The 20786-nt window shown below is 45.6% G+C and carries 18 protein-coding genes; 7 read left to right on the forward strand and 11 right to left on the reverse strand.

Going from position 1 to position 20786, the window contains the following annotated elements:
- The first annotated feature begins 100 nt into the window (after positions 1-100).
- Entirely contained in the window at positions 101-1144 is a 1044-nt protein-coding gene (locus FEM55_RS10135) for a hypothetical protein (RefSeq protein WP_138281207.1), read from the forward strand.
- A gap of 123 nt (positions 1145-1267) precedes the next feature.
- A complete protein-coding gene (gene mnmA, locus FEM55_RS10140; RefSeq protein ID WP_138281208.1) occupies positions 1268-2371 on the forward strand; it encodes a tRNA 2-thiouridine(34) synthase MnmA in 1104 nt (367 codons plus the stop codon).
- A gap of 155 nt (positions 2372-2526) precedes the next feature.
- Here the strand turns inward: mnmA and rlmB are convergent, their stop codons facing one another.
- From rlmB to FEM55_RS10160, 4 genes are all read right to left on the reverse strand, one after another.
- Positions 2527-3297, reverse strand: coding sequence for a 23S rRNA (guanosine(2251)-2'-O)-methyltransferase RlmB (gene rlmB / locus FEM55_RS10145; RefSeq protein ID WP_138281209.1), 771 nt, complete (start codon positions 3295-3297; stop codon positions 2527-2529).
- Positions 3273-4508 carry a GWxTD domain-containing protein gene (locus FEM55_RS10150; protein WP_138281668.1) on the reverse strand — a complete coding sequence of 412 codons (1236 nt, stop codon included), beginning with the start codon at positions 4506-4508 and terminating at the stop codon, positions 3273-3275. The genes rlmB and FEM55_RS10150 overlap by 25 nt, the downstream gene beginning before the upstream one ends.
- A 120-nt stretch (positions 4509-4628) precedes the next feature.
- Complete coding sequence (locus tag FEM55_RS10155) at positions 4629-5519, reverse strand: SDR family oxidoreductase (RefSeq protein ID WP_138281210.1); 891 nt, start codon at positions 5517-5519, stop codon at positions 4629-4631.
- A 138-nt stretch (positions 5520-5657) separates the two neighbouring features.
- Entirely contained in the window at positions 5658-6578 is a 921-nt protein-coding gene (locus tag FEM55_RS10160; RefSeq protein WP_138281211.1) for an aspartate carbamoyltransferase catalytic subunit, read from the reverse strand.
- A gap of 157 nt (positions 6579-6735) precedes the next feature.
- Here FEM55_RS10160 and FEM55_RS10165 point away from each other — a divergent pair, with 157 nt between their 5' ends.
- Entirely contained in the window at positions 6736-7182 is a 447-nt protein-coding gene (locus FEM55_RS10165; protein WP_138281212.1) for a transcription elongation factor, read from the forward strand.
- Positions 7183-7188: 6 nt separating this feature from the next.
- Here the strand turns inward: FEM55_RS10165 and FEM55_RS10170 are convergent, their stop codons facing one another.
- Complete coding sequence (locus FEM55_RS10170; RefSeq protein WP_138281213.1) at positions 7189-7905, reverse strand: YebC/PmpR family DNA-binding transcriptional regulator; 717 nt, start codon at positions 7903-7905, stop codon at positions 7189-7191.
- 124 nt (positions 7906-8029) lie between these two features.
- Between FEM55_RS10170 and FEM55_RS10175 the strand changes: the two genes are divergently transcribed.
- Both FEM55_RS10175 and metF read left to right on the forward strand, forming a co-directional pair.
- Positions 8030-8488 (forward strand): GNAT family N-acetyltransferase, encoded by a 459-nt coding sequence (locus FEM55_RS10175; RefSeq protein WP_138281214.1) that lies wholly within the window; start codon positions 8030-8032, stop codon positions 8486-8488.
- A 410-nt stretch (positions 8489-8898) separates the two neighbouring features.
- Positions 8899-9855 (forward strand): methylenetetrahydrofolate reductase [NAD(P)H], encoded by a 957-nt coding sequence (gene metF / locus FEM55_RS10180; RefSeq protein WP_138281215.1) that lies wholly within the window; start codon positions 8899-8901, stop codon positions 9853-9855.
- A 6-nt stretch (positions 9856-9861) separates the two neighbouring features.
- Here the strand turns inward: metF and FEM55_RS10185 are convergent, their stop codons facing one another.
- Complete coding sequence (locus FEM55_RS10185; RefSeq protein WP_138281216.1) at positions 9862-10182, reverse strand: heavy metal-binding domain-containing protein; 321 nt, start codon at positions 10180-10182, stop codon at positions 9862-9864.
- A gap of 229 nt (positions 10183-10411) precedes the next feature.
- Between FEM55_RS10185 and FEM55_RS10190 the strand changes: the two genes are divergently transcribed.
- Both FEM55_RS10190 and FEM55_RS10195 read left to right on the forward strand, forming a co-directional pair.
- A complete protein-coding gene (locus FEM55_RS10190) occupies positions 10412-10987 on the forward strand; it encodes a nitroreductase family protein (protein WP_138281217.1) in 576 nt (191 codons plus the stop codon).
- Positions 10987-11964: an ABC transporter ATP-binding protein gene (locus FEM55_RS10195; RefSeq protein WP_138281218.1), complete on the forward strand. Its 978-nt coding sequence runs from the start codon at positions 10987-10989 to the stop codon at positions 11962-11964. Before FEM55_RS10190 ends, FEM55_RS10195 begins: the two co-directional genes overlap by 1 nt.
- Here FEM55_RS10195 and FEM55_RS10200 read toward each other — a convergent pair whose 3' ends face one another.
- The 5 genes from FEM55_RS10200 to FEM55_RS10220 form a co-directional block, all read right to left on the reverse strand.
- Positions 11965-14388, reverse strand: a complete 2424-nt coding sequence (locus tag FEM55_RS10200) for a DUF5686 family protein (RefSeq protein WP_229209188.1) — start codon at positions 14386-14388, stop codon at positions 11965-11967.
- Positions 14389-14531: 143 nt separating this feature from the next.
- On the reverse strand, positions 14532-15125 hold the full coding sequence (locus FEM55_RS10205) for a SanA/YdcF family protein (RefSeq protein ID WP_138281220.1): 594 nt from the start codon (positions 15123-15125) through the stop codon (positions 14532-14534).
- A 204-nt stretch (positions 15126-15329) separates the two neighbouring features.
- Positions 15330-18128, reverse strand: coding sequence for a DNA gyrase/topoisomerase IV subunit A (locus FEM55_RS10210; protein WP_138281221.1), 2799 nt, complete (start codon positions 18126-18128; stop codon positions 15330-15332).
- Between the two features lie 171 nt (positions 18129-18299).
- A complete protein-coding gene (locus tag FEM55_RS10215; protein WP_138281222.1) occupies positions 18300-18953 on the reverse strand; it encodes an NUDIX hydrolase in 654 nt (217 codons plus the stop codon).
- A 124-nt stretch (positions 18954-19077) separates the two neighbouring features.
- A complete protein-coding gene (locus tag FEM55_RS10220) occupies positions 19078-20658 on the reverse strand; it encodes an NAD(P)/FAD-dependent oxidoreductase (protein WP_138281223.1) in 1581 nt (526 codons plus the stop codon).
- Positions 20659-20786: the final 128 nt, after the last annotated feature.

A 20786-nucleotide genomic window follows, 5' to 3' on the forward strand; every position in this document is an offset into this window, starting at 1 on the left:
AGCCGAATGTTAAATTTTAATGAAACGGGTTGTTCCGTTCTAAGGCCGGCTGAGAACCATGCGCTGTGCAAGTATGCATTTTAAATGCTAACTTCCTGCTATGGAACAGGGTGATGTCAAAATTTTAAAGAAAAAACCGATTTATCCGGTCAGTATCGAGTTAAGGAAATATCTGCGTTTTTATCAGCGGGACGCCAAGTTGCCGGTCGGTTATCAGGATTTGCTTGGCTTTTACGAATCATTTCCGGTTATGGATAAAAACGGGAAAGATACGTTATGGGAAAGTCCGATGTATCCGCCGCATGAAATGGAACGGCTTCATAACGGTTTGAAAAAAGCGTATGCCATGTTGAAAGCTTCGGGCAATCTGCGCATTGTCGAGCATAAATACATTGACCGCATTGATTACTGCAAGTTCGGCAATTCGAATCCTTTCCGGATCAAGATCGTGAACAGGCTGAATGATATTTACGATTATTTTTATGTAAAAAAAGCCGATGCTTCGCGCATTTACGGCCTCGAACTGGAAGAGATTTTTTCGCCTAATCAGGTTAATTATCTTGTCGACGGCGACAGCCTCATTGAAGAACATATTGCCGGCATTCCGGGTGATGAATTTGCGAAATCACGCTTGGGCCATACCGATTACAATCCGATCCGCATTGCAAAGGAGTTCGTAAAGTTCAACGAACGCTGCATGATTACGCTGCTGGGCGATATGCGTGCGTATAATTTCGTGATGCAGATCACGCCCGATTTCGATGATTTTCAGTTCCGTTTACGCGCCATTGATTTTGACCAGCAGTTTTATGAAGGCAATCTGAAAGTATACATGCCGCAGTTTTTCAAGGAAAACCGCCCGTATGTGGAACTGGCCATGGAACATTTGACGGATAAAACGGTTCTGCAGTATCAGCAGGAAGAGCAATCGTCGATTATGTATCAGGCCAGAAGTGAAAAACACCGCTTGAAGGAACTGCGCGATGTTTCCAAAAAAGACAATATTTCCACGATAGAAAACATTCATCAGCTCCGGGAAGGGCTTTTCAGGCATTATGCTGACAGCCATTATCATAAATGCGAAAGCATGACGGACATTATTGAACTCAACATCAAAAACGTGATCCGTCAGGTGAATGCGTGAAAATAGGACTTTCCTGAAAGATTAATCCTACCTTTGCAGAACCATTCAGCGGATGAAAGCTGTTACTTCTTTAATTTAAATCAATCAAAATCGGAAGGCATTCAACCTTCGCAGATTACAGAAATGAGCAAACACGGACGAATTCTCGTCGCCATGAGTGGCGGCATCGACAGCTCGCTTGCAGCTGTCATGTTACATGAACAAGGTTATGAAGTCATCGGCATGACGATGAAAACCTGGGATTACGCCAGCAGCGGCGGTACCAAAAAAGAAACCGGCTGCTGCTCGCTTGACTCCATCAACGACGCCCGGAACATTGCCGTTGAACTGGGATTCCCGCATTATATTCTCGATATCAGAACCGAATTCGGCGATTATGTCATTGATCATTTTACAGGGGAATACCTTGAAGGACGTACGCCGAATCCGTGTGTTTTGTGCAATACACACATTAAATGGGATGCGCTTCTAAAACGTGCAGACCGGCTGGACTGTGAATTCATTGCTACCGGACATTATGCCAATATGCAGTTCAACGACGGCCGTTATTATGTTTCAAAAGGAATTGACAGCTGGAAAGATCAGAGTTATGTGCTTTGGGGCGTTTCGCAGGAAAGCCTTTCAAGAACCAAGTTGCCGTTAGGTTATTTGCATAAATCCGAAATCAGGGAAATGGCTCGCGAAAGAGGGTTTATTGATCTCGTTAATAAATCGGAAAGCTATGAAATCTGCTTTGTACCGGATAACGATTACCGCGGATTTCTAAAAAGAAGAATCCCGGGTCTTGAACAGGAAGTGGCTGGTGGCAATTTCGTTTTTGAAGACGGAACGATTGTAGGAAAGCATGAAGGTTATCCGTTTTATACCGTTGGTCAGCGTAAAGGACTTGGCATCGCGTTGGGAAAACCGGCTTTTGTAACCGAAATACGCAAAGAAACGAATGAAGTGGTTTTGGGCGATTTGCCGGACTTGTTCCGCGACGGCATGAACGTCAGCAAGCTGAATCTGCAAAAATATGCATCCATTGAAAAACCGCTTGAAACAATCACCAAAGTACGATACAAACACGACGGAACGCCGGCGTTAATTGAACAAACAGAGCCGGACAGAATTGTAGCCCGTTTTCATGACGGCGTAAATGGCATTGCGCCCGGACAGGCGGCGGTATTTTATGAAGGCGACGATGTAATCGGCGGAGGCTGGATCATGAAAAGTTTCCGGCAGTAAAAAAAAATATCATTCAAATAGCAAAGCCCCGGAACAGCTGATGTTCCGGGGCTTTTTGTTATTTCAAAGCAAAAGAAAATAATAAATAAAAACCTGACGTGCTTAAAGGAGATGCAATCCAGCGCCGGTTCAGGTGCTTTATGATTTCAAGAAATTTATTTGATTCGTTGCCTTACAGCCTCGTACAAAACAATTGAACTGGCCACGGAAACATTCAGCGATTCCACTTGCCCGATCAACGGGATTCTTGCGCCGCTGTCGGCAAGCTGTATAAATTCTTTGGAAATCCCGTCTTCTTCCGAGCCCATAATGATGACAGTCGGAATGGAAAAGTCAATATCGTAAAGTGATTTATCTGTTTTTTCAGTACAGGCGATGATCTGCAGGCCGCTGTTTCTCAAATACAAAAGGGTTTCGTACAGGTTTGGTTCACGGCAAACGGGCAGGAAATTCAATGCACCGGATGAAGTTTTCATGGCATCCGCATTGATCTGCGCACCGCCTTTCATGGGAACGATAAGCGCCTGTACGCCTGCGCATTCGGCTGTTCGGGCAATAGCGCCGAAGTTTCTAACATCCGTAACCCTGTCAAGCAAAAGTAAAAGCGGCGTTTTTCCTTCTTCGTAAACCTGTGTCAATACATTATGCAGTGGCATGTACTGAATAGGGGATACAAACGCAATAACGCCCTGATGATTTTTACGTGTTACACGATTCAGCTTTTCAACCGGCACGCGCTGAAAAGGAACGCCCATTTCCTTGGCCAGTTTCTCGATTTCAGCTAATCCGAATTCACGCTGAATGAACAGACGTTCTATTTCCTTGCCCGAACGCAGGGTTTCAAGTACCGATTGCGTACCAAAAACCATATCGGCCTGGGACTGTCTTGGGGCGGGTTTTCTTACCGTATACTTCCGTTTCTCCATGCTTCTACTACTGGATACCAAATAGGCTGGTATTCGGCATAGCGAACCAGTTCATAATGATCATCCACAAATTGATTGTTTTTGCGATTAAATGTAAAATTGACGTTCTGAGCATTGCCCCGCTGGTCATACGTCCAGACTTCACGGTCTTTGCTGCGCTGCACTTTATCCGGCGATCCCAGAACGATGTAAATCATTCCCTTATCTGTTTTCCAGCCCTCTTTATACGTTGTGAAAAGCTGATTGGCTTCTTCCACGCGCCTGTAAAATGACCGGATGGATTGTTGTGCAAGCGGTGCATTTCCGTTCATCAGCGTAAGCCAGTATTTATCCAAAGTTTTTTTATAATCCTCGGCCTTTTTCATTTCATTGATCTCGTTGTTCGTGCTCATGTAAAGCAGCGGGCCGAGCAGCAGTTGCGGTTGTGTCAGCTTTGGAAAACGCTCATTTACAACCAGCAGGCCAAGTCCTTCGGATTGTGTTGTATCAGAAAAGATATTATAAAGTCCTTCTTTGGCAAATTGCAGCGTTTCATTGGAGTTGATCATGAAAGTACTGTCCACTTCCAGCGATTTGCTCACGTTTTTCTGTGCCACGTTCATGGGCGAGCCTGCCGCTTCAAAATCATGATTGTAATAATATACATGCAGTTTTTCACCGTTGCCATCTGCTTTTTTCAATGTAAAAGGCTCATTGATATTCACGTAATGGCGTTGTAAAGGTTGCTGGCTGGCTGCCGTATAAACACCGTAGGTAACATTTACATCCTGCTTCTTAAACCGGATTGTAAGGTCGTTCAGTACTTTTTTCAGTGTTCCGGCCTGACTGATTTCGCTCAGCAGAACGCCGTAATCCTTGTTCGGGCTTTTGATATCGTAAGCGATTACAATCTTGTCGCCAACCCGGGAAACATTGGACGAATCGAGTTTTACATTTCCGTAACCCAGGCGTTCTCTTGTCCCGTAATCGGAATAGATTACATAATTCAGGTTGTATAATTTTGTAAATTCTTCCGCAGCCATCGGGTTTTTTCCTTTATATGCATCCACATACAGGAAAACTTTGGTCTGCGTTGTATCTTTTAAAAGATATTTGCTCTGAATGGAAATAAGCGAAAGTTCTTCATTTACCGGAGCAGACTGTTGCGACGGCCGTACCTGTGCTTCCGGCAGTTGCTTTGCAGTCTTGTTCGACGAAGCGCACCCGGCCATGACCATCACCGACAATATATAAATGCAAAGGCTAAATCTGGTTCTCATATACGTGTTTTCATCATTTGAGAAATAACGAATGAACAGGTAAAATTACCCAATAAAACGGTAAGAAAATTTTTATTCCGGATTCTTGCTGCTCCGGCCTGCATTTTTTGTCTGGGATTCAATAGCATTCCATTGATCGTCAGTTACTTCTCTCAGAAAATTGAATTGGCCTGCTGAAAGAATTTCGCCTCCGTCGAGCGTAATGACTTCTCCCGTCATGTATGCCGAGTAATCCGACATCAAATAGGCGGCCAGATTGGCAAGTTCCTGATGATTGCCGACCCGTTGAAGCGGAATCCGGTTTTCAAAAGAAAATTTTTTGGCAAGTTCTTCCGGAAAAAGCCGGTCCCAGGCACCCTTTGTAGGAAATGGCCCGGGCGCAATGGCATTCAGACGGATACCGTGCGATGCCCATTCAAATGCCAGCGATTTCGTCATGGCGAGTACGCCGGCCTTGGCCATAGCCGACGGAACGACCCAGCCGGAACCCGTCCAGGCGTAAGTCGTGGAAATATTCAGAACGGTTCCTTTAATATTATTTTCAATCCAGTATTTGCCAAGTGCCAGCGTAAAATAGTAAGTCCCGCGCAAAACAATATCCACAACGGTATCCACTGCTTTGTAGGAAAGCTTTTCCGTCGGACTTATAAAATTCCCGGCTGAATTATTGACCAAGCCGTCCACACGGCTGAATTTTTCAATGGATTTTGCTATGACATTTTCAATCTGTTCAGTCTGGCGTACATCACACGGAATGGCAAGCACATTTCCGCCAATGGTTTCGATCAACTCGTTCGCTGTTTTTTCCAGCACTTCCATACGCCGGCTGCATATCACAATGTTTGCACCGAGTTTCAGGAAGTAAGAGGCCATGGATTTGCCCAGTCCCGTTCCGCCGCCGGTTACAATAATCGTTTTGTTTTCCAATGCTCCGTCGCGAAGCATTCCGTCGGTAAAAGCCATGGGGTTTGATTTTAATGGATAGCGTATTGCAGTAAAGATAAAATTTTATTGCAATTGTTATATTTCCAATCCGGAATTTATAGGCTGCACCTTTTTTAAACAGGAAATATCTTGAAAACCGAAACTGGAAAGTCAGCTTTATTGCTGGGCAAGCAAATAAAGTACAGCCATACGTACGGCAACCCCGTTTTCAACCTGGTCTAAAATAATGGAATGCGGTGAATCGGCTGCATCCGAGGACAGTTCCACGCCCCGGTTGATCGGGCCGGGATGCATCAGCACAATTTCCTTGTTCAGGTCGTCAAGCATGGCTTTATTAATTCCGTAATAAAGCGAGTACTCGCGCAATGAAGGAAAATACTTGATCTGTTGTCTTTCAAGCTGAATGCGAAGCACATTGGCCACATCGCACCAGGCCAGCGCTTCTTTTACATTGTGGCTGATCTTTACGCCCAGTTCGTCCAGATGTTTCGGGATCAGGGTGGAAGGGCCGCAGACCATTATTTCCGCTCCGAGTTTCTGAAGACAGAAAATATTGGACAATGCAACTCTGGAATGCGTGATATCGCCGATGATAGCGATTTTTTTTCCGGCCAGGTCACCCAGTTTTTCACGCATGGAAAATGCATCCAGCAATGCCTGCGTCGGGTGCTCGTGCGTACCGTCACCGGCATTTACAACATTGGCAGGAATACGTGTGGAAAGATAATGCGGCGCGCCCGGACTGCTGTGGCGCATCACGATCATGTCCACTTTCATCGCCAGAATATTATTGACGGTATCGAGCAGCGTTTCACCTTTGGTAACGGAGCTGCCGGAAGCTGAAAAATTGACTACATCCGCCGAAAGTCTTTTCTCCGCAAGCTCGAAAGAAAGCCGTGTACGCGTGGAATTTTCAAAAAAAACGTTGGCGATCGTAATGTCTCTGAGTGAAGGAACTTTCTTGATAGGCCGGTTGATGACTTCCTTAAACTGAGCCGCTGTGTCTAGTATGGTTTGAATGTCATTCTCGTTCAGGTTTTTAATTCCAAGTAAGTGCCGGACCGAAAGTTTTGTCATTGCTGGTGTTCTGGAAAGTTTTGCAAAGATAACAAGGAAGCCGTCAAAGGGAACAGGAAATTGAATTTTTGTTGTTGAATATGGCAATGCCCCTTTAACTTTACCGTCAAAAGCCGTTTCAGAATGGTTGCCGTTCTGTAACCTTTATCCAGATTTTATGAACAAAACCGCACTTGTTGTTTATTTGAAAGCCTTGCTGGAAGAACGTATGATGGTCGCCTGGAACGCCATGCAGGCAGCACAGGATTCAGCCAATGATCAGGGAAAAAGTTCTATGGGTGACAAATATGAAACTTCGCGGTCTATGGGCCAGCTCGACCGCAACATGCATGCACGCCAGTACGAACAGGTCAGGCAGGAAAGGCTGCTGCTGGAAAAAATCGGTGAGTCCGAAACTTCGCAGCGCAGTGCAGTCGGTTCGTTGCTGGAAACTTCCGCCGGATGGTTTTTTATTGCAGTGAGTCTCGGCGTGGTAAAAATAGAAGATGAGACTGTGATCGCAGTCTCATCTTCGTCGCCTGTCGGCCATTCTCTTCTGGGAAAAGAAGCCGGCAGTACATTTGATTTTATGAAGAAACAGCATGAGATCCGGGCTATTTACTAGTCAGGATCAGGCCATGTTGTGATAAACGCGCTGAACGTCGTCATCTTCTTCAATTTTTTCAATCAGTTTTTCAACCTCGGCAGCTTCTTCTTCGCTCAGGGTTTTGGTATCGCTCGGTATGCGCTCGAAATCAGCTTCCACGATTTCATATCCGTTGTCTTCGAGAAAATGCTGTAATGCGCCGAATGCGGTAAATTCACCGTAAATGTTGATCAGATTGGTTTCTTCATCCAGGAAAACCTCTTCGCCGCCTACGTCGATCAGTTCAAATTCAAGTTCTTCCAGATCTTTGTTTCCTGTATTTTTTACTTTGAAAATGCACTTCCTGTCAAAGATGAAATCCAGCATGCCCATGGTTCCGAGGCTGCCGCCCAGTTTGTTGAAATAGCTTCTGACATTGGCAACCGTACGCACCGGATTGTCAGTGGTGCTTTCCACCAGAATGGCCACACCGTGCGGTCCGTAACCTTCGTACACCATTTCCTTGTAATCTTCCTGGTCTTTGGATGAAGCTCTTTTGATCGCTCTTTCTATGGTTTCCTTCGGCATGTTTGCCGCCCGTGCATTCTGAAGAAGTACGCGGAGCCGGGCATTGGTATCCGGGTCGGCTGTACCGCTTTTTACGGCAAGGACGATATCTTTTCCGATCCGGGTAAACGTTTTGGCCATTTTATCCCAGCGCTTGAACATCCGCGCTTTCCTATATTCATAAGCTCTTCCCATGCTTATTGTGTATTTGTAGTTAAGTTTGAATTACGTATACCTTGCTTATTGCCAAGTATGCTGCAAATTTATAAAAGACAATTAAAATCAGGTAAAATATATTTCTTCCCGAACACAGCTTGAAATGAATTTAAAACTGGACTGGCGTTTCCAAACGTTTGATGAACTTGCCAATGAAGAACTGTATCAGATTCTCCGGCTGCGCAGTGAAGTATTTGTCGTGGAGCAAAGATGCACCTTTCTGGATGCAGACAATAAAGATCAGAAATGCCATCATTTGTCGGGTTACCTCCATGGGCAGATTATGGCTTTTTCAAGGATTGTGCCGCCCGGCGTTTCGTATGAATACCCGTCTATTGGCCGGATTGTCGTTTCCGCACAAGGGCGGAAGAGCGGGTTTGGTGCAGAACTTCTGAATGTTTCCATTGAGAAAGCGGAACAGCTTTACGGCAAAACCCCTATACGTATAGGGGCACAGTTATATCTTAAAAAATTCTACGAATCGTTCTATTTCAGGCAGTCCGGAGCCATTTATCTGGAAGATGAAATCGAGCATATTGAAATGACAAGGCCGGTTTTATAAGGCTTGTTAAATAATGTCGATTTTTGGGGAATGAATTCCCGCAATTGACGAATAATGAAACAATCCTGATTCAGAGCCTCTTGGAGATAAAATTTTCTATTTAGCTGATTTGGATAAAATTGTAGAACAGTAACTACAAAAAATGGAAATAAAATTCATATAAATTGCTCTGTAACGCTTTGTTTCCTAATTTGGCACAGAATTTTAGTTATTAGTATTCAGTCAAGCAAATTGTTGCTTTGGAACTGACGCCCTGTTAGCTTCCATTAACATTTTTGACGAACACTGATAGAGGAGGGTTTACGTGGAATGGCCTACTGTAATGCGGTAGGCCATTTTTTTGTGCATTCAATAGGTTTGCACGCTTAAAACGTGTTCATTTGTACTTTAAGAACACACCATTTCCCTACATGACCAAAGTAACAGAATTCATTGATCAGGCCGCAGGCAATACATTGTTCTCCATCGAGATTATCCCTCCTTTGAAAGGTCAGAATATAAACGAATTGCTGAATTCCATTGAACCGCTGATGGAGTTCAAGCCTCCGTTTGTGGATGTTACTTACCACCGCGAAGAACTGATCGACAGAGTAGGGCCAAACGGCCTGATCGAAAGAATTCCCATTCGTAAACGGCCGGGAACCGTCGGGATTTGTGCAAGGTTAATGGAGCGTTTTCATGTTGATGCGGTTCCGCATGTCATTTGCGGCGGGTTTACAAAAGATGAGACCGAAGATGTGCTGATCGATCTGCATTATCTTGGCATTGACAATGTACTCGTGTTGCGCGGCGATCCTGAAAAGTCTGCGGGCGTTTTCAAGGCCAAAACCGGCGGCCATACGTATGCCTCGGAACTTGTAAAGCAAGTCAGTAATATGAATCAGGGCATTTTACTGAATGCAGAAACGGAAATGTCACCGACGAACTTCTGCATTGGCGTGGCCGGTTATCCTGAAAAACATATTGATGCGGCCAGCATGGATATGGATTATGAACACCTCCGCAAGAAAGTGGAACTGGGCGCCAATTATATTGTAACCCAGATGTTTTTCGACAATAAGAAGTATTTTCAGTTTGTGGAAAGATGCCGGGCCGAAGGCATTACGGTTCCGATCATTCCGGGGCTGAAACCTATTGCTACCAAAAAACAGCTGACGGTACTTGCTCAGATCTTTCACCTGGAATTCCCCGAAGAACTGGTCAGTGAAGTGGAAAAATGCGCTTCCGACAAGGAAGTTCGCCAGGTCGGGATTGAATGGGGAATCCAGCAATGCAAAGAGCTGATCGATTACGGCGTTCCGGTACTGCATTTTTATACCATGGGAAAGTCGGACAACGTAGCGCAGATTGCAAAACAGGTTTTCTGAAAAATATTATTCGTAACAGACAGCAGTTCCGTTGGCACTGACCATCAGCATGGAACCGTTGCCGCCAATGGTTTCAAAGTCAAGATCCACACCGATGATGGCGTTGGCGCCCAGTCGCTGCGCCTGATCCATCATTTCCCTGATTGCAATACTTTTGGCTTCACGAAGTCCCTGCTCGTAAGCGCCGGAACGGCCGCCCACCACATCGCGGATGCCGGCCAGAAAATCGCGCACAAAATTGGCCCCGATAATGGCTTCACCGTTTACCAAGCCAATGTATTTGATGATCTTCTTATTTTCAATATTGGGAGTAGTCGTAACAAGCATAGTATATTGGTTGAATGAAAGTGAATATGACCGGTTGAATTTAGCTTATTTCATTTTTTATGAGTCCAAAATATATGTTCAATGGCAAAGTTGCACAGGATGTTGGTAAAATTATCCTACGATCTGAATATTTGTGTATTTTAAAATGCGGCAAGATCGATTGTCACAATTGATAACAATATTGCTAGCTTTGTTTCGAACAAAACAGAAGCAAAAAACAAATTAAAAGATGGAGCAGACTATTGAAGCGGTAAATAATATAATCAGAAGCAGACGCAGTATCCAACCTCAGAACTATATACAAAAAGAAATTCCGGACGATATCATCCGGACGATTCTTGAAAATGCCAATTACGCACCGACACACAAACTGACAGAACCGTGGCGTTTCATCGTATTCAAAGGTGAAAGCCTGAAACGGCTCGCAGGTTTCTTTTCGGAAAGATACCGTACGATAACGCCTCCCGAATCTTTTTCCCAGGCCAAATATGAAGCCGCAGGTGAAAAAGTCCTCAGATCGGGTTGCGTCATTATCATCAGTGCGGAACTTCATCCGGAAAAGCTGCCCGAATGGGAAGAAGTGGCAGCCGTTGCATGCGCCGTTCAGAACATGTGGCTTACGGCTACTGCCTATGGAATCGGTTCGTACTGGAGCAGCCCGGGCATACTGAAAGAGCTTTCACAATTTCTGGAACTGGATGAAAACCAGAAATGTCTCGGATTGTACTTTATGGGTTATCATGACGCCGCAGCAGCTCCTGCGCGCCGCACGCCTATTGAAGACAAAATAACATGGGCTGAATAATGGTGGCTGAAAAATCCGTTCTGAAGGCGGAGGCCGTATCAAAAAGTTTCGGTGACAATCTGGTGCTTTCTGGTATTGATCTGGAACTTCATGCCGGGGAATGGCTTGGCATTCTGGGTGAAAGCGGCTCGGGAAAAAGTACTTTGCTCCGCATCATGGGACGTTTCCTGGATGCAGAGCAAGGAAATATTTTCTTTAAGGGAAACAAGCTGAAACCGGTTGGTGGCGAGCTGATTCCCGGGCATCCGTCCATCCGGCTTATTCATCAGGAATTTGAGCTTTTTCCCAATCAGACCGTCGAGGAAAACATTGCTTACTCGCTCCGGTTTTATGAAGTGCAGTACCGGAAAGAAAAAGTTTCGGAACTGATTGCCACCGCTGGTCTGGAAAATGTAAGAAATCAGAAAGCCAAATTGTTGTCCGGAGGAGAAAAACAGCGTACGGCCATCGCTCGCGCCATTGCAGAACAGCCGGATGTACTTTTACTGGATGAGCCGTTTGCTCATTTGGATAACCACAACCGCCGGGTGCTTGCCAATGCCATTGAAGTCATGCGTAAAAAGCATAATATGGCCTGCATTTTTGTAACGCACGAAGCGGCGGATGCGCTTGCATGGTCGGACCGGATTGCCGTTCTAAAAGATGGTCATATGGTTCAAGCCGGCACGCCTTCTGAAATTTACAATAATCCGCTGAACAGTTATGTCGCCGAACTGACCGGAGCTATCAACTGGCTGGCGGATAAAAAAGACCATAAAGCCTGTTTTATCCGGCCTGAAAAACTGAAACTTACAAAGTATAAGGAGAAAAGCAAATGGCAGGGCAGAGTAGAAAACATCCGGTTTCACGGAAATTACTGGGAAGTACGGTGCGAAAATGAAACCGAAAAACTTTCATTTTACCGCAGCCGCATGGATCTGGAAGTTGGACAAACTATTTTTCTGACTTATTCTTCCAAAGACCTGAAGTGTATTTAGTTATAAATTGAAACGGAAGGAAATCTTTACTGCAAACGGCGTCACATCAGGATTACCCAGATACGTGAGGCGATGGATAAAGTCAATTCGTCCTGACTTGAAAAAGTTGTCGATGCCGTAACCAAGTTCCACATAAGGCCTGTTTTTAAGTCGGCTGAAAGTTTGTATCTCTTTTCCCGACTCGTCCAGCGTGGTTGTCAGTGCAAGGTTGGCATTACTTACGCTGCCGTAAAAAACCCTTCCGGTTGCCAGCATTCTCAGTTTCAGCTTTCGAATGGCCGGTATGCGGTTTAGAACCAGGCCTTCAAAATTATGCTCCATTCGGAGCGCAATGTAGCGGTCGCTGATGAATTCAAAGTATCGCATAAGGTTATACGCGTTGTCGACATAGAAAAACGATTCATTTCCCAAAGGTGTGTAAAGCAACGGATAAGGCAGCGTGGTCGGGATATAGCCCAGGGTAAGATTATAAAAAGTGCGTCCGATGACACCGGCCCGAAAGCTCTGTCTTATATTCAGCGATACTTTGTTGTAAGTAAAATCGCCGCCCAGGAAATTCCTTGTTCCAAGCGTATAACGCAGCGTAAAAGCAGGCGCATTTCCGTTTCCCATGCTGATCCTTTCATTGTCATTCTGCAGAAAAGTTTCCTTGCCAGCCAGCCTTGCTTCCAGATTGATTTCAGTAATGTCAAATGTACTTTTTAAAGGCGACTCGTTGCCGGCAGCAGGATTTGTCTTGTAAGCAAAAGGAAACAGCGGCCGAAAATCGCGGTGCCTGATCTGTACGCTTCCCGTAAGCCCTTTGATTATTTCCCGTTTGAAGTAAGCCGAAATATCTTCCTGCCAATAAGGCCGGCGAAAAGCGCCATAGCGTGAAAATGCACCAAAAATAGTATTTGGCCCAATGGTTTCAGCCGAAACACCAAGCCGTTCCAGATCTCTGGAGTAAGCAATTCCGGCCATTGTCCACGGTTTGCGGTCTACGATATAGTCCAGTCCGGCTCCGTATTTAAATGCCTGATCGCGTGTGCCGTATGCGCCGTAACCGCTGAAGATCCACTTTCTGCTAAAACCCGGATCCGTCTTGAAACCCAGGCGAAACCGGTGGCCTTCCACCGCATTATACGCATAAAGATAAAGGTATGGCCCAATGTCAATGTTCCATTTAGCAATCCTTTTGTACCCGTTGACAAGCACGTTGAGGATTTCGGAATACGTTTTTACAACCGGAAGTACTTTCAGCGAATCCACAAGCTGAAATGAAAGCTGCTCATTCAGGCTCAGCGTTTCAGGACGGTTTTTCTGCCAGAAAGTGGAATCATACTCGGCATAATCTTCCTTAAGCTCAACGGCAGTGTCATAAAATTTTACATCGCGTGCTGCACTGATTTTGAAGCCGGAATTGGAAGAATAAAATTTCAGAAGCATGCCGGCTGTTTTCTTGGTCGGCTCGTCCACATCGATCAGTACGCGGGTTTTTGAAGGTACCCGGCTTTTTTCATCTTCCGTCAGTTCATAGGATTGCTGGATCTTGATCTTTTCAATAAAATTCAGGTTTGCTTTTTTGCTGATGCTTGCGTCCATTTGCGTCAGTGCAAACGTACTTCCATCCACCCAGAAAGATCCGGTAAAAACCAGATCCTGTTCCTGACGAGGCTCAAAATCAATCTGGTAATCATATGTTTTTCCGTTAAAGCTACTGTCGGCAAGGTAATATTCATAGTACAGTTTCCAGCTTTCACTCACCGGTGATACAAAATCCTTTTCCAGGATGTTCAGCCAGTTGTTATAAAAATTGTATTGCTGAAACGACGAGCCGATCAGTTGCGAAACAAAGCTGCCGTCAGTCAATCCCACGCCGGAAACCTTGGTTTTGCTGATGACTTCTTTTTTCTTCTTCGGATTGTTCCGGAAGTACACATTTGAAACGGACTCGGATATAAAGATCGGAATAACGGTTTCGCCGTTTTCACCTTTCACCTGATCGTACTGATCCACAATGTGCGTCAGTTTTCTTACTGATTTCCTGTTTCTGAACTTGTCTGAAAGATTGTCAATATCAATCTGGATCTTGTTATAGCTTTCGTACTCGTACGCATTGAGGTTTTCCGGATTGTTCTGCTTTTTGCTGGAAATTATTTTTCGAAGAATGGTGTACGCCGGATTTTCGCCTGCAAATATTTTAACTTCCCGCAGCTGCAGAGAACCGGGCGTAAGCTGGATATCAATGGTTTGTTCCGGCAAATCCGGTGCAATGGCCTTGCTTCTGCTTTCGTAACCAATGTAGGTAATGAGAATGGAATCCGCAGGCGGCGTGTAGGCAAGCCGGTAATAACCGTCAAAATTGGTTGTCGTTCCGGATAAGGAAGCTTTGACGGCAAGGTTTGCAAACGGAATCGGATCGCCCGTTGTTGCGTCGGTCACACGGCCTTTCAGGATGAATGATGTCTGGGAAAATGCATTTTTACAACAAATTGTCAGCAGCAAAACAATGCACGGCAGTAAACCATATGAGCTGAAATTCCGGACTGGCCTGTATAAAATGCATTTGTTCCCATTCCGGTTTCTCATTTTTTCCTGATCTCGTTATTTGAAGTAACATCCGCAGGCGGCCGCAGAATATGAACGTCCAGAACGGCCTTCGGCCTGGCAAGGTATTCGCGTATCAGCGTCCGAACCGAATATCCGTCGGGCACATCCTGAGCCGCAAACGAGATGGCATTAATGCCTTCGCTGTGCGCAATGTAAAGCGCCCTTGCATTATGAAAGTTCTGCGAAATGATCGTAAAATCATCCTGATTGAAAACTTCCTTGCAGCGGATCACGGAATCAAAAGTCCGGAAACCGGCATAATCCAGCGTCATGACATTTTCAGGAATCCCGAGGTTGAGCAATGCCCGCTGCATGTCCAGCGGTTCGTTGTAATACTGCGAATCGTTATTTCCGCTCAGGATAATGTATTTGATTTTTCCTTCTTTGAAAAGCCTTGCGGTGGCTTCCATCCGGTATTTGAAAAACAGGTTTTCTTTTCCGTTTTCCGAATTTCTGCTCGTGCCCAAAACCAGCGCAACATCATTGGAAGGAAGATTGTCAATAGAAAAATAGTTGTACTGCCGCGTGCAGTATACAACCCATAAATTACAAAGCAAGATGAAAACCATGCAGACGAATAGCAGAACCAATATGGTTTTTAAAATTTTTTTCACCTGTATACTTAAAGTTACACTTTAAATCTACCAACTCTTTGTAAAATTCCATCCTGTCGTACATCATTTCATGCTTAAAATTCTGTACGCACAATCCGGTGCTTTCTGTTGATAATGTCTTCCGGTATTTTAGAAAGATTTCAGGGTTCTGAAATCTTTCTAAAACAGACCAAGCTGACTTTTAGGAGAACGTGCTCCCTTTTTCGTTTTCTTTTTGGCTTTTACATCACCTTCGAGATCTTCTTCTGCTGTTTCAGCAACTTCGGGTTCATCGGGCACGTCTGCGATTGTTTCCGCCGGAACGTCTGTCTCAGTTACTTCGGAAGCTTGCACATTGGCTGATTCTCCGTCGTTGCTCGTTTCAGCGTCATTGCCGGCAGATTCCTCTGCGGTGATTTCTGCGTCATTTTCTTCCTGTACTTCTTCTTCCGGCAATCCGGTTGTTTCTTCCACCGGGTCGGGCAGAGAAGGCAGCCAGCTTACTTCCTTGAACTTTTCCGTAGGCAGCTTGTAACCCATGGCGCGCCAGCCGCGGATGTCCACGAGTTCTTCTATGTTATACTCTTCATGGGTTTGTTCCCTCTGTGCCGTTTTGGCCAGGACAATCCGAAGCTGCGGCCGTTTGTCTGTGCTCGCAAGAAGCAGTTTGCTGTTTTTGGAGTCGCTGATAAACAGGAATTTCTTGTCACGTGATGAAGTCTCAATGTTAAAACGCTTGATAAAATGCTGTTTCTGGCTGCCGTCGTAATACAAAGCCGTGATCGGAAGCAATGGATCAAACTTCTTCACAAGCAGCACTTCATTGGACATGTAATGGTTTGTAAGGTCATAATTGGTCAGTTCGTAAGTACCGTCCTTGTAAATAACCAGAATGCTGTCCGCAGAGTCAAAGTTGCCAAGATATTCACCTCTTTCGTCCCGGTTCAATCTTCCTACGATCGGATCGAACCACATATCCACGCCGCCGAGCGTTGACCTTCCGGCTTGTTTAAGCGTAAGTTTTCTGACCGGATAACGCGTAAGGATATTTCCCATGGCATTTCGGTTCTTGATCAGCAGATCGGCAAAGTTGAAATCAAACTGTTTTACTTTCGCTTTGCTCTGCGCCGTTAAGTTAACGGTTATAATCTCGGCTTCTCCGTTTTCATTGGCTGTAAAATACGTGATCTTCGATTTGGGTGTGCCTTGCGTAAGATCGTACTCACGGTCACGGGTCACGGCTGTAATCTGGCATCGTTTGATATAGGACATGCCGCTTTTTCCGTCGAGGTAAACAAGGTTATAAACCATGCGTTCATCGTTTTTCACGAAGACCGCACAATGAATAATGTCTTTTCCGACGAATACTTTTTCCTGAATCTTAGTAACCAGGCATTTTCCGTCTGCACGGAATATGATGATGTCGTCAATATCCGAGCAATCCGTTACGTATTCATCTTTTTTAAGCCCGTATCCGATAAAACCTTCTGCGCGGTTTACATACAGTTTCTGGTTATTGGCCGCTACGATATTGGCTGCGATCTGGTTGAATGCCCGGATTTCGGTTCTTCTCTGACGTCCTTTTCCGTACTTTTTAAGCAAATCCTTGAAGTAATCGATTGCGAATCGGGTGATATGGGCCAGATTGTCTTCCGTTTCGGCAAGTTCTTCCTGCCATTTACGCATGAGCTCATCCGCTTTGAAGCCGTCGTATTTTGAAATACGCTTGATCCTGATCTCGGTCAGTGCAACAATATCGTCTTCTGTGATTTCCCGGTAGAACTGTTTTTTGTAAGGTTTCAGTCCTTTGTCAATGGTTTGGATAACAGCTTCAAAAGTTTCACATTCCTCAATGTTGCGGTAAATGCGTTTTTCTATGAATATCTTTTCAAGCGAACCGTAAAGGATTTTTTCCAGCAAAGCCAGCCTTTTGATTTCGAGCTCACGCTGCAGCAAATGAACGGTCTGATGCGTGTTGTATTTCAGAATATCCGTTACGCCTACAAAATGCGGTTTTTCGGCAATAATGATACAGGCATTCGGAGATATGGAAACCTCACATTCCGTAAAGGCGTATAAAGCATCCATCGTAATGTCCGGTGAAACGCCCGGCGCAAGGTGCACCTGAATTTCCACTTCCGCGGCCGTATTGTCTACAACCTTTTTGATCTTGATTTTACCGGCGTCATTGGCTTTTACAATGGAGTCGATCAGAGAAGTCGTTGTGGTTCCGAACGGAATGTCGCGGATCACCAGCATCTTTTTGTCTTCCTCCTCGATTCTGGCGCGTACGCGTACTTTACCTCCGCGCTGTCCGTCATTGTAATTGGAAATGTCAATTTGTCCGCCGGTAAGGAAATCAGGATAAATCGTTGCCTCTTTTCCCTGCAGTACGGCAATGGAAGCTTCGATCAGCTCACAGAAATTATGCGGCATGATCTTCGTCGACAAACCGACTGCAATCCCTTCCACGCCAAGTGAAAGCAGCAAAGGGAACTTCACAGGAAGCGTTACCGGTTCGCGCTTGCGTCCGTCGTACGACAACTGCCATTCGGTCGTGTCATCATTGAAAACAATTTCCCGTGCAAAACGCGAAAGCCGTACTTCAATATAACGTGCCGCTGCCGCGCTGTCGCCCGTGCGGATATCGCCCCAGTTTCCCTGCGTATCAAAAAGCAGTTCTTTCTGACCGATGTTTACAATCGCATCATAAATGGAAGCATCTCCGTGCGGGTGATACTGCATGGACGAGCCGACTACATTGGCTACTTTGTTGAACCGTCCGTCGTCCATTTCATTCAGCGCATGCATGATCCGCCGCTGGACGGGTTTAAGGCCATCTTCTACTGCCGGAACGGCACGTTCCAGAATCACATAGGATGCATAATCAAGAAACCAGCTTTCATATAAACCCGAAATGGGCAATTTATCGTGTAATCCACTATCTTCTACGTCAGGCGTAGTTCCGTTTTCGTCCATAAATTAAGGAGGAACCAGGTTTTAAGTATTCTGTAAAAAATAAAATAAGGCAAATTTTTCTTACCGGCTTTCACTGCAGAACCGGTACATTCCATTGAACGAAGCTGAGTGAAGATTGCCGTAAGAATCCTTTGATTTACCTGCTAATATAGCAAAAAAATGCGATATTTCTTAGTTTTCGGAGTCACTAATATCTGCATTGAGCACAGTAAGAAGTTCGCTGATCATCATAGCCGTTGCACCCCATATTTTATAACCCTGCACCATATAATGCGGAGCATGAACCTGTTCGCCGCGAATCTGAATATCGCTGGAACCAATGATGTTGACGTCGGAAATCTCTTCCAGTTTTATCTCGAAAATATCTTCCACTTCGCGCGGGTCCGGATAAAAATCCGGCCGGTAAGGCATGGTCGCAATCACCGGCAAAACATAAAAATTACTGGCAGGAATAAAAAGCTCGGTCAGGATTCCCAGTACTTTCACATCCGTGAGCCGGAGCCCGATTTCTTCCTGTGCTTCGCGCAGGGCAGTGCGCATCAGATTTTCGTCTGTGGGCTCATACCGCCCGCCGGGAAACGCAACCTGCCCGGAATGAACGCCGTCATAAGCCGGACGGAGTATCAGCGGAAAATATATTTCATCCTTGTGCGGATAAAACAACACCAGAACGGCACTTTTTCTGGTCCTTGCATTGGGTTTGAAGTTCAGCCTGAGTTTGCTTGATGCCTGCATGATCCGGTGTGCTGACTCACCGGGAAGCGGATATTTCAGTTTTTTGGTAAGTTGAGAAGTAAATAAGGAAAAAGATCCTAATGTGGCCATAGAGGCTTTCCGTTGAATATGTATCTGTTGTTAGCTTTGGTATAAATTTCAGGTTCCGGCCTGTTCGCCTGGGAAAACCTGTTTATGCAAATATAATAATAACGATAAAAGATATAATAAGTATTTATTGCTGCGAATTAGCGTACAACTTTACCAGTTGTTCCGCGCATCGTTCTCCGTCCATGGCAGCCGACATAATCCCGCCGGCATAACCTGCGCCTTCTCCGCACGGAAACAATCCTTTTATTTCAGGATGTTCACAACTGTCGCGCTCCCTCGGAATCCGCACGGGTGACGAAGTTCTGCTTTCCACGCCAATGAGTTGCGCCTGCGGAGAAATGTAGCCTTTCATTTTTTGTCCGAAATCAGAAAGTGCGTCTTTAAGCGGAAATGCAATGTTGGGCGGAAGCACATCGCGCAGGTCAACGGCATGCAATCCCGGCTGATACGACGTTTCTCTCAGCTCCGAAGAAACCTTTCCTTTGATAAAATCCGTGGCAAGCTGCGCAGGAGCAGTCTGCGTTGCGCCGGCAGCCATACAAGCCGTTTGTTCCAGTTCTTTCTGAAAGTGCAGGCCCGCCAGCGGACCGAATTCACGATACGGCAAAAGATCTTCTTCTTCAATGGAAACCACAATGCCGGAATTGGCAAAAGGCGAATCTCTTCTCGAAGGCGACATGCCGTTTACAACCACTTCGCCCGAAGCCGTTGTAGCCGGTACGATAAATCCGCCCGGGCACATGCAAAAGGAAAATACGCCGCGCTGCACGCCTTTGTAGCGCGTTTGGGTCACAAGGCTGTACGACGCTGCCGGAAGATAAGGCCCGCGGTCAGTTTCACAGTGATACTGAATCTTGTCAATAATGCGCTGCGGATGTTCAATGCGGACGCCCATTGCAAACGACTTGCTTTCAATAAGGATACTTTTGGCATGTAGCATTTCGTAAATATCACGCGCGGAATGTCCGGTTGCCAAAATTACGCCAATGCCTCTATGTTCCTGATCCGAATCCGTGACAATGCCTTTGATGCTGTTCTGCTCAATAATCAGGTCCGTAACCTTGGTGTCGAAATGGATTTCACCGCCTGCTTTCAGGATGCTTTCGCGCATTTCCGAAACAACAAGCGGCAGTTTATTGGTGCCGATATGCGGATGCGTGTCAACGAGGATTTGTTCATTGGCACCATGCCCCACAAAAATTTCAAGTACCCTGCGGATATCGCCGCGTTTATTGGAACGGGTGTAAAGTTTTCCGTCCGAGTAAGTTCCGGCGCCGCCTTCTCCGAAGCAATAGTTGGATTCGGCGTTTACAATATGTTCCTTGTTGATGGCGGCCAGATCGCGGCGGCGGGCGCGCACATCTTTTCCTCTTTCAAACAGAACGGGTTTTACACCCAGTTCAATCATCCGCAGGGCGGCAAACATACCCGCAGGCCCGCATCCGATAATAATGGCTTGCGGCCGGTTGCTTACATCCGGGTAATCCAGTTGCGGGATTAAGGACGGCGGGATTTCATTGACAAAGACCTCAGCCTGAACATTGACTTTTACCTGTTTGCTCCGGGCATCGATGGACTGGCGCAATTTGCGGATCACCGGCTGTTCTTTCTTCCGAAGCCTCAGTTTTTTTGTAATATGCTGACGTAAATTGTCATCGTCCAGCGCTATTTCCGGCGCCAGCGTAAGTTGAAGTGTATATTGCATTTTAGAAAGGGATTTAGCCTTTAATGCTGCAAAGATACGGAATTTCGGCATTTTTCAGCTTAACAGACTTCAAGAATAGTCGTAAAATACATCGCTGAAATCCGGATTAAACCAGTAAAGCCTTTCTT

This window comes from Dyadobacter sediminis, from assembly GCF_005860765.1.
In the GTDB taxonomy this organism is placed as follows: Bacteria; Bacteroidota; Bacteroidia; order Cytophagales; family Spirosomataceae; genus Dyadobacter; species Dyadobacter sediminis.